This is a genomic window from Streptomyces sp. NPDC058671, assembly GCF_042716475.1.
Classification (GTDB): Bacteria; Actinomycetota; Actinomycetes; order Streptomycetales; family Streptomycetaceae; genus Streptomyces.
Genome location: NZ_JBHXSA010000011.1, coordinates 54,855 through 71,945, shown reverse-complemented (window position 1 = coordinate 71,945; position 17,091 = coordinate 54,855). Strand labels below are relative to the sequence as shown.

The 17,091-nt window shown below is 71.4% G+C and carries 17 protein-coding genes; 5 read left to right on the top strand and 12 right to left on the bottom strand.

What is annotated here, in order from left to right; genetic code table 11:
• Positions 1–143 precede the first annotated feature (143 nt).
• Complete coding sequence (locus ACFWV2_RS16135; protein WP_384405657.1) at positions 144–317, bottom strand: CsbD family protein; 174 nt, start codon at positions 315–317, stop codon at positions 144–146.
• 269 nt (positions 318–586) lie between these two features.
• Between ACFWV2_RS16135 and ACFWV2_RS16130 the strand changes: the two genes are divergently transcribed.
• Positions 587–793 carry a hypothetical protein gene (locus tag ACFWV2_RS16130; protein WP_384405656.1) on the top strand — a complete coding sequence of 69 codons (207 nt, stop codon included), beginning with the start codon at positions 587–589 and terminating at the stop codon, positions 791–793.
• Between the two features lie 215 nt (positions 794–1,008).
• Here ACFWV2_RS16130 and ACFWV2_RS16125 read toward each other — a convergent pair whose 3' ends face one another.
• From ACFWV2_RS16125 to ACFWV2_RS16085, 9 genes are all read right to left on the bottom strand, one after another.
• Positions 1,009–2,232: a hypothetical protein gene (locus tag ACFWV2_RS16125; protein ID WP_384405655.1), complete on the bottom strand. Its 1,224-nt coding sequence runs from the start codon at positions 2,230–2,232 to the stop codon at positions 1,009–1,011.
• Between the two features lie 293 nt (positions 2,233–2,525).
• A complete protein-coding gene (locus tag ACFWV2_RS16120) occupies positions 2,526–3,074 on the bottom strand; it encodes a YciI family protein (protein ID WP_384405654.1) in 549 nt (182 codons plus the stop codon).
• A gap of 90 nt (positions 3,075–3,164) precedes the next feature.
• Positions 3,165–3,587, bottom strand: a complete 423-nt coding sequence (locus ACFWV2_RS16115) for an acyl-CoA thioesterase (protein ID WP_384405653.1) — start codon at positions 3,585–3,587, stop codon at positions 3,165–3,167.
• A 410-nt stretch (positions 3,588–3,997) separates the two neighbouring features.
• Positions 3,998–4,612 carry an HAD family hydrolase gene (locus ACFWV2_RS16110; protein WP_384405652.1) on the bottom strand — a complete coding sequence of 205 codons (615 nt, stop codon included), beginning with the start codon at positions 4,610–4,612 and terminating at the stop codon, positions 3,998–4,000.
• Between the two features lie 260 nt (positions 4,613–4,872).
• On the bottom strand, positions 4,873–6,198 hold the full coding sequence (locus tag ACFWV2_RS16105; protein ID WP_384405651.1) for an MFS transporter: 1,326 nt from the start codon (positions 6,196–6,198) through the stop codon (positions 4,873–4,875).
• A complete protein-coding gene (locus ACFWV2_RS16100) occupies positions 6,195–7,235 on the bottom strand; it encodes a Gfo/Idh/MocA family protein (protein ID WP_384405650.1) in 1,041 nt (346 codons plus the stop codon). Before ACFWV2_RS16100 ends, ACFWV2_RS16105 begins: the two co-directional genes overlap by 4 nt.
• 226 nt (positions 7,236–7,461) lie before the next feature.
• The gene (locus tag ACFWV2_RS16095; protein WP_384405649.1) at positions 7,462–8,994 is read right to left on the bottom strand and encodes a GMC family oxidoreductase; all 1,533 of its coding nucleotides are present in this window, start codon (positions 8,992–8,994) and stop codon (positions 7,462–7,464) included.
• Between the two features lie 46 nt (positions 8,995–9,040).
• Positions 9,041–9,829 carry an SDR family NAD(P)-dependent oxidoreductase gene (locus ACFWV2_RS16090; RefSeq protein WP_384405648.1) on the bottom strand — a complete coding sequence of 263 codons (789 nt, stop codon included), beginning with the start codon at positions 9,827–9,829 and terminating at the stop codon, positions 9,041–9,043.
• Complete coding sequence (locus ACFWV2_RS16085) at positions 9,826–11,034, bottom strand: sedoheptulose 7-phosphate cyclase (protein ID WP_384405647.1); 1,209 nt, start codon at positions 11,032–11,034, stop codon at positions 9,826–9,828. The genes ACFWV2_RS16090 and ACFWV2_RS16085 overlap by 4 nt, the downstream gene beginning before the upstream one ends.
• A 664-nt stretch (positions 11,035–11,698) precedes the next feature.
• Here ACFWV2_RS16085 and ACFWV2_RS16080 point away from each other — a divergent pair.
• On the top strand, positions 11,699–12,592 hold the full coding sequence (locus tag ACFWV2_RS16080) for an oxaloacetate decarboxylase (protein WP_384405646.1): 894 nt from the start codon (positions 11,699–11,701) through the stop codon (positions 12,590–12,592).
• A 338-nt stretch (positions 12,593–12,930) separates the two neighbouring features.
• Here ACFWV2_RS16080 and ACFWV2_RS16075 read toward each other — a convergent pair whose 3' ends face one another.
• Together ACFWV2_RS16075 and ACFWV2_RS16070 are read right to left on the bottom strand one after the other, a co-directional pair.
• Entirely contained in the window at positions 12,931–13,209 is a 279-nt protein-coding gene (locus ACFWV2_RS16075) for a GlsB/YeaQ/YmgE family stress response membrane protein (RefSeq protein ID WP_221743200.1), read from the bottom strand.
• Between the two features lie 377 nt (positions 13,210–13,586).
• Positions 13,587–14,702 carry an AI-2E family transporter gene (locus ACFWV2_RS16070; protein WP_384405645.1) on the bottom strand — a complete coding sequence of 372 codons (1,116 nt, stop codon included), beginning with the start codon at positions 14,700–14,702 and terminating at the stop codon, positions 13,587–13,589.
• 121 nt (positions 14,703–14,823) lie between these two features.
• Between ACFWV2_RS16070 and ACFWV2_RS16065 the strand changes: the two genes are divergently transcribed.
• From ACFWV2_RS16065 to ACFWV2_RS16055, 3 genes are all read left to right on the top strand, one after another.
• Positions 14,824–15,327, top strand: coding sequence for a hypothetical protein (locus tag ACFWV2_RS16065; RefSeq protein WP_384405644.1), 504 nt, complete (start codon positions 14,824–14,826; stop codon positions 15,325–15,327).
• A gap of 213 nt (positions 15,328–15,540) precedes the next feature.
• Entirely contained in the window at positions 15,541–16,434 is an 894-nt protein-coding gene (locus ACFWV2_RS16060) for a DUF1206 domain-containing protein (protein WP_384405643.1), read from the top strand.
• A 290-nt stretch (positions 16,435–16,724) separates the two neighbouring features.
• On the top strand, positions 16,725–17,091 hold a 367-nt coding region (locus ACFWV2_RS16055), incomplete at its 3' end, for a tectonin domain-containing protein (RefSeq protein ID WP_384405642.1).

Genomic DNA, 17,091 nt, shown 5'->3' with positions numbered 1-17,091 from the left:
GGCGGGGCGTGCGCGGTGTCAGCGACCTGCTGCGGTCGCGCCGGAGGCGGGCGCCTGAGGATTCACCCCGCGGACACGGCCGGGCCCCCGACCTGGGGGACAGATCGGGGGCCCGGTCCTGCGCGAAGTGCCGCTGCGCGTGCCTAGTTCCGGAAGGTGTCCTTGACGTCTTCCTTGGCCTCACGGGCGTTGCCCTTGGCCTGGTCGGCGCGGCCTTCGGCGGTCATGCGCTCGTTGTCGACGACACGGCCGACGTTCTCCTTGGCCTTGCCCTTGATCTGCTCCGCCTGAGCCTTGCTCTTCTCCGTGCCCGACATCGGGACCTCCTCGTGACGTACCGGATGGGTCTCAACCCCCTCCTGCTCCCAAGTGCCACCCGTAAACCCCCTACTCCCCCGGTCAGCCGGCCCGGCCATCGTGCGGGGGCGGAAGCCCCGGGGTTTCCGGGTGGCGGGCCAGCCGGTGGGCGGCGGTGCCCTTGCCGAGGCACACCGCCGACGAAGACCTTGTCCGCCGCCGTACGTGCGGGGTGTTCGGGGCAGACGTACAGGAACGGCCGATGGGCGGCCGGGCAGGAGGCGCAGTCATGGCACAGGAACCCCGACCCGTCTCGGCGGCCGATGCGGCCCGGTCGGCCCTGGAGGAGGTGTCCGACCCCGGCACGAGGGCGGTGGCGCTCGCGCTGCTCGCGGTCTGCGACGAGCTGCGGGCCGTGTCCGAGAGGACCGGCAGCATGGACGCGCGACTGGAGCAGGTGAACCAGTACCTCGGGGCCCTTGCCAACAAGCCCTGATCTCCGGCCGCAGGGCAGGCGGGCCGGCCCACCTCGGTCTCAGCGCGGTCTCACCTCGGACCACCCGCCTGCCCTGCGACCACCGGGACCACCGGGACCACCGGAAAACCGTCGTGTGACCGGTACGGCTCCGTGAAGTCGTACCGGGGCATCGCGGTGGTGAGGTTCCGCCCCCAGGCGCGATCCCCGCCCGTACTCGCGGTGTGAACCGTCGCTCAGTCCTGCCAGTAGAACAGCAGGGTGTCGACGTCCAGAGGCCTGCGACCGCCGAAGTGGTAGACGCACAGATCGGTGACGCGGATCGCGCCCGTCGTGGTGTCGATCCAGCGGAAGCCGGCCGCGGCGAGGGCCTCACGGGCCGCGGTCGGGCCTTCGGTTCCGCCTTCGGGCTCGGCAGCGGAGGCGAACATGCCGAGCGTGCTGACGAACACCTCGCCCGCGCCGCATGCGATCACGTGGTAGGTCCCCCCGCCCTGCTGGTGGAACTCACCGCAGGAGATCGGTGCTCTCGGCGCGAGACCCGCAGCGGTCAGCGCGGCGGTCGCCCTTCGGAGCCGCTCGTCCTCATCGGGCAGGAAGGGCGGGTCGGTGCAGAGGGCTTCGACGCGCCACCGGGGGTCACTGTCCCGCTGGCAGCCGCCCGCGTACGCGTGCACGATCGCGCTGCGGACTTCCTCGTCCAGGCCGACCACCTCGACCCGGGGGCGCCCCAGCCCGTCGTAGATCGTTCGCGTCTCGGCCGCGTCCCCGGTGAGGCGGTGCAGCGCGAAGGCGGTCCAGAGCTTCGCCTCCGTCGTCGGCGCCTCAGCGAGGTAGCGGCGGAGGCGATCCGCGTCCGAGACGAGCGACTGGGCGAGATACGCGACGCCACGATCGGCGTCCGCCAGTCCGTCGGTCACGTCCACCCCCGAGCGGTGGCGCGTCCGGATACGGAAGGCACGGTCCTCCGGCCGTTCGTCACCGACGTCGGCAAGAACCGCCTCGGCCCCGTAGCGCGAGACCAGCGCGTCCAACCCCGCCTCGCCGAGCGCCTGCTGACGTGGCCACGGCGAGGCCGCCAGCGCCGCCAACTCCGCTACGGCCGAGCGGTCGCCCAGAAGGCCACGGGCCTTGAGGATCGCCTCGGGCAGGCCGTACGACTCCTCCTGCCGTCGGTCCTCGTGCCGCAGCCACGGCAGGAGTTCCTCCCGGCCCGCGAGGACGTCGAGCAGGGCGATGCGCACCTCGCCGACGTCGCCCGAGTCGCGGACGCGGGCGATCAGGTCGGCGACGTGCCCCTCCGGCACCCGTCCGGCCAGCGCGTGCACGCACGGTCTGCGCCGCCACCACGGGTGCGCCGGGTCGGCCGCGTACCGGGCCAGTTCCGCGGCGTCGACCCCGCGCAGGCCGACGGCGTCCGCCTGACCCGCCTCCGGGACCAGCTCCTGGATGTTGCGCATTCGCGGATGCTACTTCCCCGAGGCGGCACCCGTCGGTCGAATTTTGGCGGGCGGACGGGTCCGGGCGGGTACTTCGCGTACGCGCGTAATGCAGGTACTCGCGTACTCGGGACGCAGCTGAGTACCCGCGCTCTGGGAGGCGAGCCGCCGGGCGGACAGGGTGAGGCCATGCAACGACGAATCGATGGAACCTCCCCACTGTCGGCTCCGGCCCCCCGTCACGTCGGCGGGCGTCGCGGACTGGGGCCGTGTCGGTTCTGGCGCGGTACACCTACCCGTAGCCCGTCAGCCCCTCAGCGTCGGCCGCCGAACTCCCACTCGTGGACCTCGATGTCCGCGTACCGATCCGGAGTGAGTACGGCACGTGCCGCGGCGGCGTCCGGCGCCCGGACCAGCGCCACCGTACCCAGCCAGGCGGTGGTGTCGTCGGAGAGCAACGGGCCGTACGCGATCAGCTCGTCCTTGCAGGCAGGCACGGCGAGGTCCGCGGCCTCGCCCGAACCGAGGCCGAGCACCAGGTACCGGTTGCCGCCGGTCGGACCACCGGGAAAGTCCCCCATGGTGCGCCCCAGCGTGTTGTGCCACCGGCGCACCAGCACGTCGCGGTACACCCCGGCCTGGTAGTTGGGCTCGTCGAAGGCGAACGAGCGCGCCGCGGCGGGGCTCGGCAGGTCGACGATGTGCACACTGCCGCTGGGCGTCCCGCCACCCTCGGCGAAGGTCGGACCCCGGGCGATCATCTCCTTCGTGTACTGGTCCATGAAGGACCAGTGCTCTTCGATCAGTTCCTCGCGCAGGGTCATGGAATCGGCGCGGTCGCGGTGGTAGCAGAAGAAGTCCATTTACGGACCCTCTCCGAGTCCGGCCGCCATGGCAACGGCGAATTCGCCCCTCTCACCCGCCCCGGTCGGCCTCGCCCGCCGTCCGGGCCGTCAGAGGCCGAAGACCTCGGGGGAGGCTGCCAGCGTACGGAAGACGGCGCGCGGGTCGGGCACCAGCTTGCGCGCCGTCAGGTCGAGCAGACCGCCGACGCCCGTCACCTCGGCGGCCACGGTTCCGTCCGTCTTCCGGATGGTCTGCTCGATACGGAAGGTCTTGCCCTCGCCCCAGACGAAGGCGCACGTCACCTCGACCTCGTCACCGGCCCGCAACTCCCGTCGGTAGCGGACCGTCACCTCCAGGGCGACCGGCCCCACGCCCTGCTCCAGCAGATCCGCCTGCCGGATCCCGCTCTCCTGCAGGAGCGACCAGCGGGCGTGCTCCGCGTACTGGAGGTAGACCGCCTGGTTCAGGTGCCCCTGTGTGTCGGTCTCGTATCCGCGTACGACGACGGGTACCGAGAATGGCTCTGCCACGGTCTTCCTCTCGACGACAGCACATGTTGAGCGCTCGCTCATCCAAGCAACCGCCTCACGGTACGCGGCATTCCGCCACGGGCCGACGTGTCGTGGGCTCGCATCCGCCGGCGTCAGGGGGTCGGCCGGGGGGCACGTCAGCGCCTCACCCGCCGGTCGGAACTGGCGCCCGTAGGTGGAGGGGCTGCCGCCCCTCGCCTCGTGGAAGTGGCGACGGAAGCGCGCGACGGTCATGCCTGCGCTGCCGGCCGCGCCGTCGATCGGCTGGTCCGCGGCCGCCGGCAGTACGTGTGGACAGCTGGGCCCGGCGCCGCGGCCGCCGGAGACGGCGGGGGGACGGGCGGGGACAGCGCGTCCGGGAAGGAGGTCGACGGGGCCGCCGCCTCCCTCAGCGGGGCGGGGCGATGTCGTCACGTGCCGTGCCGGAAACCGGCGCTGGTGTAGGGGCGTACGTCGATGACGGGCATGCCCGCCGCGTGTGCCGCCTCGATGCCCTCGTCGCTGTCCTCGTAGACGGTGCAGCGCGAGGGGTGAGCCCCGAGCACCTCGGCCGCGCGCAGGAAGATGTCGGGGGCGGGCTTTCCGCGGTCCACGTCGTCGCGGGTCACCAGGGCGTCGAACCGGTCGCTGAACGGCTGGTGGCGCAGGGTCGCCTCGATGACGTGACGCGCTCCGCCGGACGCCACCGCCATGGGAACCCGGCCGTGCATGGCCTCGACGACCTGGAGCAGCTCCGGGTGCGGCCGCACGGTGTGGGCCTCTTCGAGGAACATCCGGTCGCGGTCGGCGACGAGGTCCTCCACGGAGCGGGAGAGCCGGAGGGAGCGCTCGCCGACCAGCGTACGGATCATCTCGGCCGACGAGAGTCCCGTGCGCGCGTCGAACCACTCCTGTTCGAGGTCGACGCCCTCGGTGGAGAGGACGGCGGCCATGGCCCGGTAGTTGGCGTACTGGCTGTCGACCAGAGTGCCGTCCCAGTCGAAGAGCAGGCAACTGGCGTGGCGGGGGGCGAGCTGGGGGTGCATGTGTGCCTTCTCGGGTTGGGGGTGGACGGGTCGTACTGGCACGGAGGAGGGCTGTGCGGGCAGGGGTCCGGTGCCTGGCCGTCACCTTCCCGCACGCGGGCCGGGGGACCCGTGCCCTCGGCCGCCTCCTCCCGGGCGGAGCAGGGGCCGGTGCCTTCGGCGGTCCCTTCCCGCGCGTTCGGATGCGTCGCTGGAGACCCCGGCCGCGCCGGAGTGAGCGGGAAGGGGAGGCCCCCGGCCGGTGCGCCTACGCTCCTCGGTCACTCCGCGACACAGGCGGGCGTCGGTCGCGGGGCCGTCACCAGGGGCTTACCGCGTGTCTCGGGCATGTACCGGGCCAGGGCCAGCGCCGACGCCGCGGTGATGGCCGCGTACAGCGTGAACGTACCGGCCAGGGACAGGTGCCGCACCAGCGGGAGGAACGTCGTGGCCACCACGAAGTCCGCCGCCCAGTGCGCCGCCGTCGCCAGGCTCATCAAGGCGCCACGGGCCTCGGCGGGATAGATCTCCGCGATGTACACCCAGAAGACCGCCGCCGGGCCCACGGCTCCGGCGGTGATGAAGAGGCACAGCAACAGGGCGGTCGCTGCTCCCGTGCGACCGGAGAGCTCGGCGGCGGTGACGGCCACGGCGGCGAGCGCCATGACGACGAGTCCCCCGATCATCAGCGGGCGTCGGCCCCAGCGGTCGAGGAACAGCACGGTGATCACCGTGGCCAGGACGTTGCACACGCCGACGAGGATCGATCCGACGATCCCTCCGGCCGAGGTGAGGCCGCCGGCGGCGAGGATCGTCGGGGCGTAGTAGATGGCCGTGTTCAGGCCGGTCAGATGGACCAGGATCGCGATGGCGAGACCCAGCCCCACCCATCGGCCGCCGGCGAGACGGCAGGCTCGTCGCAGTCCGGCGCGCCGCGGCGGGACCGTCGGGGCGGGACCGTCGGCCGCCCCGAGACCGAGCCGGGCCGCCGCTCGTGCCGCCCGCACCGGATGGCCGCGGCTGCGCAGCCAGTCCGGCGACTCGGGGACGAGGAGCATCCCGGCGAGGAGGAGCAGGGCGGGGGCGATGCCGATGCCGAGCATCCAGCGCCAGGCGCCGGCCGGTTCGAGGACGTAGGCGACGACGTAGGACAGCAGCAGACCGATGGTGATCATGAGCTGGTTGAGGGTGACCAGTGCGCCCCGGCGGGCCGGCGGTGCGATCTCCGAGATGTACAGGGGTACGGCGAAGGAGGTGGCGCCCAGGGACAGGCCGACGAGGAAGCGTCCGGCGAGGAGCGACCCGGCCCCGACGGCGGCCGCGGATGCGAGGGTGCCCAGCGCGTACACCGCCGCCGCGGCACCGATCACCGGGAGACGGCCGAAACGGTCCGCGAGCCTGCCGCTGCTCGGAGCCGTCAGCGCCGCGCCCAGCAGAGCGGCCGAGACGGCGGCGCCCTGCGACCAGGAGGAGAGGCCGTAGGCGCCGGTCACGAGCGGCAGGGCACCCGCGATGACACCGGTGCCGTAGCCGAAGAGCAGCCCGCCGACGGAGGCGACGCAGACCGTCAGGGTCCGGGTGGTCGCGGGGGATCCGGTCCGGGTCACCGCGTCTCCGTAACCTCTCCCGAGGTGACCACGGCGGCGCCGCCGGCGGCTGCGGACGCCACGAACGCGCTGCTCACTCGGGCGGTACGCCGCGATTCGGCGAGCGACATCGGGGCGGGTGACCCGTCCCGTACGGCTTGCGCGAAGGCTGCGACCTGGCGCTGGTAGTGGTTGGCCGACGGGACGGTCTCCTCGCGGACGCCGTCCCCGGAGAGAACCGTGATGACCCCGTCCTCCCCCTCCATGGCCCAGGCGTTGCGCACCGTGAGGGTGCCGTGCGTCCCCTGGAGTTCGTACGCCGCACGAGGTCCGTAGTCGATGCTGTAGTCGACGACGGCCGAGCGCCCCTGCCCGAAGTCCATGGTCGCGACCGCGCTGGTGTCCACGGTGAGACCGGGACGGCTGCTGAACCTGGCGCTCACCTGGTGCGGCGCCTCGCCGAAGAAGAGCAGGGGGACGTCGACGGCGTAGCAGCCGACGTCCCAGGTCGCTCCACCGCCGAGGGCGGGGTCGAGCCGGATGTTGCCGCTGCCGCTCTCGATGCGGAACGCGAAGGAGGCGCGTACGAGACGCAGTTCGCCGATCTCACCGGAGCGGAGGATCTCGGCGGCACGCCGCTGCTGGGGGTGGAAGCGGTACATGAACGCCTCCATGACGGTCCGGGACGCCGCTTCGGCCGCCTTCTCGATCCGGGCGCACCCCTCCTCGTCCATCGCCATGGGCTTCTCGACCAGGACGTGCTTTCCGGCGGCGAGGGCGCGCAGGGTCCAGTCGACGTGATCGGTGTTGGGCAGCGGGATGTAGACGGCGTCGACCGCGGGGTCCTCGACGAGCGCCTGGTAGTCGGCGTGGGCCGTGGCGCCGTAGGTACGGCCCAGTTCCGCCGCGGCGGCGTGCCGCTCGGGGCGGCTGGCGACGGCGGTCAGTGCGCAGCCGGGCGTCGAGGCGACCACCGGCATCAGGTGGGTGGCGATGTAGGAGGTGGCTCCGAGGACGCCCCAGCGCAGGGGGTGGTCGTGCTCGTCGTGCGTCGTCATGGGTGATCCCCTGTCATGCGAGTGCCGTTGTCATGCGAGTCCATGCGCGTTCGGTGGTCGTGTGTGGTCTGGTTCCGTGTGGGTCCGCGTGCCGTGTGGGGCCCGGGTGCCCTGTGTGGTCCGGGTGTCGTCATGTGTGGTCCGGGTGCCCTGTGTGGTCCGGGCGCCGTGGGCGCTCCGGGCACCATCCGTGCTCTGGTGCCGCGTCGGGCCCGGCCGGTCCCGGTCATCCGTGGTCCTCCTGGATGAACCGGGCCGCCCGCTCTGCGACCGCGGCCACGGAGGCGTGGATGTTTCCGGTGATCATGCTCGGGATGACGGAGGCGTCGGCCACGCGCAGTCCCGTCGTGCCCCGCACCCTGAGCCTGGGGTCGACGACCGCGTCCGGGTCCCCGTCGGCGCCGATCCGGCAGGTCCCGACCGGATGGAACTGGGTCTGGGCGTTGGCGCGTACGAACGCCTCCACCTCCGCGCGGGTGGCGTTCGCTCCCAGCGGGGCACGCCCGCTGGTCAGGCCGGAGAGCGGATCCGTGGCGGCGATGTCGCGGGCGATGCGTACGCCTTCCACCAGGACGTCCAGGTCGGCGGGGTCCGTCAGATAGGCGGGGTCGATCAGCGGGTGGGCGTCGGGATCCGCCGAGGCGAGGGTGAGGCGGCCGCGGCTGAGGGGGCGCGTGACGCCGGGGCCGATGGTGAAGCCGTGTCCGAGCCGGGCCGCGTTGTTGAGGTCCTTCATCGGTGCGAAGGACAGCTGTATCTCGGGTTCGCCCGGCGTGCCGTCGAGGCGGACGAAGCCGCCAGCCTCGCCGAGGTTGGAGAGGTCGGCGACGGGGCGGCCCTCGACGGTGTCGTAGGCGAGCGACACCTGTACGTGGTCGTGCAGGTTCGCTCCGACGCCGGGCAGGTCGACCGCCACCGGGATGCCCAGGGCCCGCAGGTCCTCGGCGGGGCCCACGCCGCTGAGGAGCAGCAGCTGTGGGGCGGCCACCGCACCTGCGCACACCACGACCTCCGTCGTGCAGGCCACGGAGGTCGTCGTGCCACCGCGCCGGACCCGGACCCCGGTGACGCGTCCGCCGTCGGTGACGAGGCCGAGGACGGTGGTGTCGGTGACCAGGGTGAGGTTGGGGCGGTCCAGAACCGGTTCGAGGTGCGTGCGGGCGGTGTTGCCGCGGCGGGCCGGAGCGCCGGGGGCGTCGGCGGTGCGGGTGGTGCGGTAGAGGCCCACCCCTTCCTGGCGGCCGGCGTTGAAGTCGGGGTTGCCGGGCAGTCCGTACTTCTGCGCGGCGGTGACGAACGCGGCGGCGAAGGGGTGCGGGTCGGTGTTCTCCGCGACGGGGAGCGTGCCGTACGGCGCAGCGTGGGCGGGGCCTTCCAGCCGTTCCAGGTACGGCAGGAAGTGCCGCGCGTCCCAGGTCTCGCCTCCCCAGCGCTGCCAGGCGTCGAAGTCGGAGGCGGCGCCGCGGATGTGCACCATGGCGTTGATCGCCCCGGATCCGCCCACGACCCGGCCGCGCGGCCAGGCGAGCCGCCTGTCGTGGAGGGCGGTCTGCGGCACGGTCCGGTAGGCCCAGTCCAGTTCGCCGCCGAGTAGCGAGGGCCATGAGGCGGGCCGGGCGATGCGCGGGTCGGTGTCCGGAGGCCCGGCTTCCAGGAGCAGGACGCTGCGGGCGGGGTCCTCGCTGAGCCGTGCGGCGACGACGCTGCCGGCCGCGCCGGCGCCGACCACGATGAAGTCGTAGGTGCTGAGGTCATGCATGGATGTGTCCTTCGCTTCCCTGGACGGGGAGGGGGAGGTGGACGGATCAGGTCGCCAGGAATCCGCCGTCGACGCCGATGACCTGCCCGTTGACGTACGAGGAGGAGCCGGAGAACAACCACAGCGCGACGTCGGCGACCTGGCGCGCGGTGCCGATCTCACCGGACGGGATCAGTCCGCGCCAGGTGGTCGCGCCGCCGACGGCAGCCTCCGAGGCGGCCAGCATGGCGGACTCGACGGGGCCGGGGGCGACGGCGTTGACGCGGATTCCCTCGCGTGCGTGCTCCATGGCCGCCATGCGGGTCAGAGCCACCGCCGCGTGCTTGGAGGCCACGTAGGCGCCGATGCCGGGGAAGACGGTGCGGACGCCGTGGACCGACGTGTTGTTGACGATGCTGCCGCCGCCTCCCTGGGCGGACATGAGCCGCAGTTCCTCCCGCATGCAGAGCCACAGGCCCCGGGCGTTCACGGCGAAGGCGCGGTCGAAGGTCTCGGGCGTCAGCTCGGCCAGGCGTCCGTCACCCGGCACCCCGGCGTTGTTGAAGGCGCAGTCCACCCGGCCATGACGCTCGATCACCCGGGCGAACAGGTCGTGGACCTCGTCCGGGAGGGTCACGTCGCAGCGGACGAAGTGCGCCTCACCGCCACGTGACCGGATCTCGTGCGTGGCCTCGGCGCCGAGGTCCTCGCTGCGGGCGGCGAGGACGACCCGCATGCCGGCTTCGGCGAACGCGACGGCGGACGCCCGGCCGATGCCCGTGCTCCCGCCGGTGACGACGACGACCTTCCCCGACAGGGAGTCCGGGGCGGCCGGGGCGTCGGCGTTTGCGCTCACCGGTCCGCGCCGACGGGCCGCTCGGCGTGGGCGGCGTCGAGGGGGAGCAGGCGGCCCATCCCCCGGCAGGCACGCTCGATCTCGTTCTCGGTGACGTCGTTGAGGAAGCAGACCTGACCGATGCCGGTGAGCATCGGCAGGTTCTGCCGACCGTCGCGGTGCAGCACGGTGTCCGCGAGACCCTCGAGGACGAGTGCCACGTCGCAGAAGAGCGGGTGGGACGGTTCGAGCCCCAGGCGCCGTGCCACCGCCACGATGCGCTCCAGCTCGGCGGCGTCGATCAGACCGCGGTCGGCGGCGATGAGGGCGGAGAAGACGCAGTCCATGGCGACGGCCTCGCCGTGGAGCAGCTCGGGGAGGGCGCGCATCTCCACCAGGGGGGAGAACGAGTGCCCGTAGTCCACGGATCGCTGGAGGTCCTTCTCCCACAGGTTCGGCTGCAGTTCCTCGGCCATTCCCGCGATCGCCCGGCCGATGACCTCGTCGGCCACCGCGCCCGGCAGACCGGTGCTCCCGGGCTCGGGGTCCTGGAAGCGCGTCTCGATGAGCTCGGCGCCGTACTCCTCCAGGAGCTCGAAGAGCCGCAGGTCCTTGATCAGGGCCATCTTGAAGATCTCGCCCATGCCGTTGCGCAGTTGCCGGTCCGGGACGGTGGCGAGGAAGCGGCGGTCGATCAGCGTCCTGGGGGGCGGGGTGTAGGCGCCGAGGCGGTTGCGGTATCCGCCGTAGTTGATGCCGGACTTGGCGGCGACGCTGACGTCGACCTGACCGAGCAGGGTGGTGGGCACGCGCACGAAGGGGATGCCGCGCCGGTAGAGACTGGCGGCGAGCCCGACCACGTCCGCCACGACGCCGCCGCCGATGACGATGGGCGGAGAACTGAGGCGGTTGGTGCCGACCTCGTTGAGCTTGTTGACCACTTCCAGGACCCGCTCGATGGACTTGTTCTCCTCCGAGCCGGGAAGCGTCAGGTATTCGACCGCGACCTCGTTCTCCGAGAAGTAGTCCCGAATTTTCTCGCCGTATAACGCGTCGACGGAATGGTCGAGGATGACGAGGCGGGTGCCCCCCACCCGGCCTCCGCCGGGAATGGTCAGGAGTTCGGGGTTGCCGGGGTCGAGCAGGCCGTGGCTTTCGACTATCTCGTACTCGACGGGCAATTCCGTCCGGATCTTCCAACTCTGCTGCCGCAGGGCGTCGTTCATGGTCGTTCTCCTCCTGGCCGGGCGTCCGGCACGGCGTCGCGTTTGTTGCAACCCGGAACATAGGCCGGGAGCCGGCGCCCCCACAACCCGGCGGATTGCGCCATACGTCCACTTCTGGGCGCCCTGTTGTGTACGCGATGAGTCCTCTCGTTCTCTCCGAGGCGTCCCCACGGACGAGCCGTGGCGTCGTACGCGATGGCCGGAAAGGCTTCCCCTCCCTCCCCCGCCATCCGCGACACGAAGGCCCTGGGAGCCGCCGCAGCTCTCCCTCCGAGAGGGCTGAAACCATGCGGTCGGCAATTTCCCATCCGGAAGTGCCGTGCGGGAGACGAGGGCGGTTCGTATACGGTTCAACTCACGGAGCTGTGGCGGAAGTCACCACCGATTCGCACGGCGAGTCTTACGAGTCGAGACAACCGAGCGGAATTCTTCCGCAGCCCCCTCACTCGACTCCCGGTGGCCTCCGAAAGGCCGCCAGGAGAACGCAGATCGACCCGAAAGGCTGTTCCGGGGTGAGGCGAACGGGCCGACGCGCCGGCGTTCGAAGCGCTGCAGGAACCATTCGCCACAAGACGGTCACGAGATGATCCTTTTCGGTGGAGCGCTGCCGAGGCGCAGCGCCCTCCCCTCCCCCATGTGCGACACACTCTCGGAGCAACTGACCATGAGTTACGGGAACACCCTGCGCGACGACATCGCCCAGCCGGGCACCACGCCCCTGATCGGCGTGTACGACATGTACTCGGCGTCCGTGGCGGCCGGACATTACAACGGACTGTTCGTGTCCGGGTTCGGATTCGCCGCCTCCTACTACGGGCTGCCCGACATCGGGTTCATCGCCTGGCCCGACATGATGGCCTTCGTGCAGCGGCTGCGCGGCGCCTTCCCCCACCACCACCTCCTGGTCGACATCGACGACGGCTACGTCGATGCCGAAGTCGCCTGTCATGTCGTGGACGGCCTGGAACGGATCGGCGCCTCGGGCGTCATCCTCGAGGACCAGAAGCGCCCGCGCCGGTGCGGGCACGCCGACGGGAAGCAGGTCCTGCCGCTGGACCAGTACCTGGAAAAGCTCGACATGGTGCTCAGCACCCGGAAGGACCTGGTCGTCGTCGCCCGCACCGACGCGACCGAAGAGGCGGACATCCTGGCCCGGGCGCGGGCCCTGGCCGCCACGGATGCCGATGTCGTCCTCGTCGACGGCGTCCGCAGCATCGAGTGGATCGAGCGGATCCGGGAGGTGGTCGACGGCAAGCCGCTGCTCTTCAACCAGATCGCCGGCGGCAAGTCCCCGCGTCTCTCGCTCGGCGAACTGGACGGCCTCGGGGTCGACGTCGCGATCTACAGCACCCCGTGCCTGTTCGCCGCGCACCGGGCGATGGACACCGCCCTGGCCGAACTCCGGCTCGCCGACGGACGACTGCCGGCCCCTGAAGGAGGCGCCGAGATCGGGGTGGCCGAGTCCACTCGCCTCCTGACCAAGAACCTGGCCCGCCACCGCACCGCCCCAACCGTACGGGACGGGTCCGACGTGAGGGGGCGTCCGGTACCCGCATGATGTCGGGGGCGGGCGGCGTCCCGGGCCGACGACCCGAGGAAGACTCAGGTGCGTCATGGCCGGGGCGGGGGTGTCGGCCAGGGCCTTTCGTGTGGATCAGGTCGGGTGGAGGCGTACGCGGCGGCCGGCGATCACCTCCGGTTCCCCGGCGCCGCTCGTCGGCGCGCGGCGACGGCGTACTGCGGAGGGGCGCGCTGCGGGGGCGGCGGCGCGTTGCGGCGGCGGTGCCTCGGGCTTCGGGCGGGCCGGGTCCCCGGTCTCCGCACGCCGACGGCTCCCGTCCCACGAAAGGGGAGGGGAGCCGTTCGGGTATGTCGAGGGCGTACGCCGTCAGTGGATCACGCGTGGCGGTGCGAGTGTCGGTTGCCGGTGAAGAGGCGGTACAGGGCGAGGAGGATGACAGAGCCGATGATCGCGGCTATCCAGGTGGAGAGGTCGAAGAAGCCGTCGATCGAGTCGACACCGAAGATCACCTTGCCGAGCCAGCCGCCCAGCAGACCGCCGACGATGCCGATGAGCATGGTGACGATGATGCCGCCCGGGTCCTTGCCCGGCATCAGGGCCTTGGCGATGGCGCCGGCGAGGAGGCCGATGATGATCCACGCGATGATGCCCATGGTGTGTCTCCGCTTCGTCGTGTAAAGGCTGTGTTAGGTCAGCGTCTGCACCGATTCCAGCCGTACAAACGTCTTCCTCGCGAGGATCGTGAACCGGCACCGGAGATCCACGCCCTCTGGCATCCCCCTCGGATGTCACGGACCCGTACGTGCCGGGGGCGGCTGCCGCAGGTGGACGCGCCGCACGCGGGCTGAGGGCGGGGGCGGGCGAGGCAGGCTCCGGTTGGCGTCGCGGCCCTTGCAGGCGCGGGCAAGGACTCCCGCGGGCCCTCGGGGTCGTCGCCGGTGATCGGCGACGGTCCGGACATCGGCAACGACGACGTCCTCACCTCGACGAACGTGGTGCTGCTCGGTCTGCCGCCCCCTACCGCCGGGTGCTACGCCGGTGCGTTCTCGGAGGTGGGCGGCTCGTCGGTGTCCGGTTCCTCCCGGGGGACGGCGAGTTGCTCCCGTACGTAGTTCCAGATCACCGCGATCAGCGCGGCCGCGGGTACCGCGAGGAGGCTGCCCACGATGCCGGCCAGGCTGCCGCCCAGAGTCACGGCCAGCAGGACGACCGCCGCGTGCAGGCCGAGGCCGCGGCTCTGGATCATGGGCTGGAACACGTTGCCCTCGAGCTGCTGCACCACGACGATGATCGCGAGCACGAGCAGCGCGTCGGTCAGTCCGTTCGACACCAGGGCGATGAGGACCGCGACAAGGCCGGCGAAGAGGGCTCCCACGATGGGCACGAAGGCGGAGACGAACGTCAGCACTGCCAGCGGGAGTACGAGGGGGACGTCGAGGAACCACAGGCCCAGGCCGATGAACACGGCGTCGAGCAGGCCGACGAACGCCTGCGAGCGTACGAACGCGCCCAGGGTGTCCCAGCCGCGGGCGGTCACGACGGGGATGTCGGTGGCGAGGCGGCCGGGCAGCTGGCGGGTGAGCCACGGCAGGAAACGCGGGCCGTCCTTGAGGAAGAAGAACATCAGGAAAAGCGCCAGGACGGCCGTGACGAGACCGTTGAAGACGGTGCTCACGCCCGAGACGACGGTGGTGACCATGCTGCCGACACTGTCCTGGATGCGGGCGACCGCGGCATCGAAGGCGCCGGAGATCTGGTCGTCCCCGATGTTCAGCGGCGGTCCGGCGGCCCACTCGCGGACCTTCTGGATGCCCTCGACCACCCCGTCGGCGAGCTCTCCCGACTGGGAGGCGACCGGCACCGCGATCAGTGCGACGATGCCCGCGACCACCAGGAGGAAGAGGACGGTGACCACGGCCGCGGCCAGGGCGGGTGCCCACCCGCGGTTGCGCAGGAAACGGGTGAGGGGCCAGGTCATGGTGGTGAGGAACAAGGCCACTATGAGCGGCCAGACGACCGACCACATGCGGCCCAGGATCCACAGGGCCACTGCCGCCATCAACAGGACCAGCAGCGACTCGGCGGAGATCCTCGCTGTTCTTCGTAGTGCGGCGGCAGTCTTCGTTGAACTCAACATGGCAGGCATGGGGCTCACCCTATTGATGCCGGCCGTCCGGATGGGTATCGCCCCCGCGCACCGTCTCGCAACCGTCGAGCGACCTCCATGTGGGGTGGGTACCGCTCGATGTTCGGGGCACACGACGCTCATGCACGGACAACATGCGCGTCCCACGAGCACACTGTTCGGCCCAGCCCCCACGGCCCAGACACCGCCCTCCGGCCGAGCCGGTGCCAGGCACTCACGCCGAGGCCGCCTCGTCGGCCGGCTGCACCGTCGGCTCCTCGCCTACCGGGCCATCGACTTCCTGTCCACGCACATCCCGGACCACTCCGGCCCGGGCGAGGAATGCCTGCTCCTCGTCCACGGCCGCCAGGTGGTGGGGCAGGTCCAGTACCGGATCTGCGCCGACTGCGCGCACGGCGTGATCAGCGCCATCACGCTCGACGAGCGCTTCTGCAGCACGGGGCTTGACACCCGGGCGCTATCGCACCTGCGTTCCCGGCACCCGGGCGTTGCGTGGCGCAGCACGCTGAGCAGGCGCACCACTCGTGATCTCCTGCGCCGGATGCGCATTCCCACGATCCCGGCTGACACGTCCTGTTCCCATGCTCCCCAGCCGCTGTCCACCCCGGCCCTCGCCGACCGCTGACAACCAAGATCGCGGATACCGAGCAGTAACCGCCTGCGCTGGTCGACTGCGCCGCCCGGTGACATGGTGGGAGGAGCGGCTGTGAACGGACGCCTCCGCCGTGCGGCTGTGTCCCGGCCACGGGTCCTCGCGAGTCGTGCGGGTCGCGGATCGCCGTACGCGGTCGCTGTCACGCCGTGCGACCTCGGTAGCTCGCGTCGGGAGGTGTCGGGTATGGCGACCGACGACAGTGGCGGCCGGGCCAAGACCCAGGGGCAGCGTGTGGCCGACAGCCGGGCCATGGAGGTCGCCTCCAGGGTCGGGCTCTGCGCCCGGGGAGTGATCTACGTTCTGGTCGGTCTCCTGGCGGTGCGGATCGGTCTCGCCGGAGACAGCGGCGGCAAGGAGGCCGACAGGTCCGGTGCGGTGCGGACCATCGGCGAGCAGCCGTACGGACGGGTGCTGCTGTGGGCGCTGGTGGTGGGGCTGGCGGCGATGGCGCTGTGGCGACTGTCCGAGGCCGCGTTCGGCCAGTCGACGGCAGGCGGTGACAAGTGGACCCGGCGCCTGGGCTCGTTGGGGGTGGCCGTCTTCTACATCGTGATCTGCATCAGCGTGGCGCAGACCGCGCTGGTCGGCGGAGCGGCCGGGACGCGCGCCAGTGACGAGACGTCGAAGGACTACACGGCGCGGGTGATGGAGTGGCCCTTCGGCCGCGTACTCGTCGGGGTGTTCGGCGTCGTGCTGGCCGTCGCGGGCGTGGTGATCGTGGTGCGCAGTGTGATGCGGAAGTTCGAGAAGAACCTCCGGACGGACCGGATGGACGACAGGACGCGGCGCGTCGTCGCCGTCGTGGGCGTCATCGGAGGCGTTGCGTGCGGGGTCGTCGCGGCGGCGATCGGGGTGTTCGCCCTCCTGGCCGCGGTGCGCTTCGACCCCGGTCAGGCCAAGGGGCTGGACGAGACACTGCGATCGTTCGCGGACACGCCCGCCGGACCCTGGTTGCTGATCGCCGCGGCGCTGGGCCTCCTGATGTTCGGCCTCTACTCCTTCTGCGAAGCCCGCTGGCGCAAAGCCCCCGAGCACCACCCTGCGGCAGGGCAGTCGCTCAGCCGCGGCAACGGCTGACCGGGACATCCCCGCCGTTCATCCCGGGAACCGACGCCATCGGCTCATGGCCGCCGACCTGATCGCCCGGCCGGCTTCCTCCGTGGGGACGCCCCCTCGTGTGGGTTACGGCGGTTTTGGCCTTCCGTGAGAGGCGCCTCCTGCCGCGGCGTCATGTGCCGGGAGGGCAGGCCTGTGCCAAACATCGATTTCTGGATGTTTTGAACGGTCAATCGACATATGCGCACGTTTGGGTGTCCTGGTCGCGTCGCATGTACCAGGGGCAGGACGCGACGAGGAAAGAGGCAAGCGTGGCTGATTGGAAGAACATCTCCGGCGGTCTGACGACGATCTCGGTGGGGTCGCGGACCCATGTGTGGGGGGTGAACTCCTCGGGTCAGATCTACCGGTACACCGGTCACGACGCGAATCCCTGGGTGGGCATCCCGGGCAGCGCGGTGGACATCGGCGTCGGCGCCGACGGCACGGTGTGGCACGTCAACTCCGCAGGGGGTATCTACCGTTACACCGGGGACCAGGGCTCGACCAACTGGGTCAACGTCTCCGGCGGCCTGACCCGGATCTCGGTGGGGTCGCGGACCCATGTGTGGGGGGTGAACTCCTCGGGTCAGATCTACCGGTACACCGGTCACGACGCGAATCCCTGGGTGGGCATCC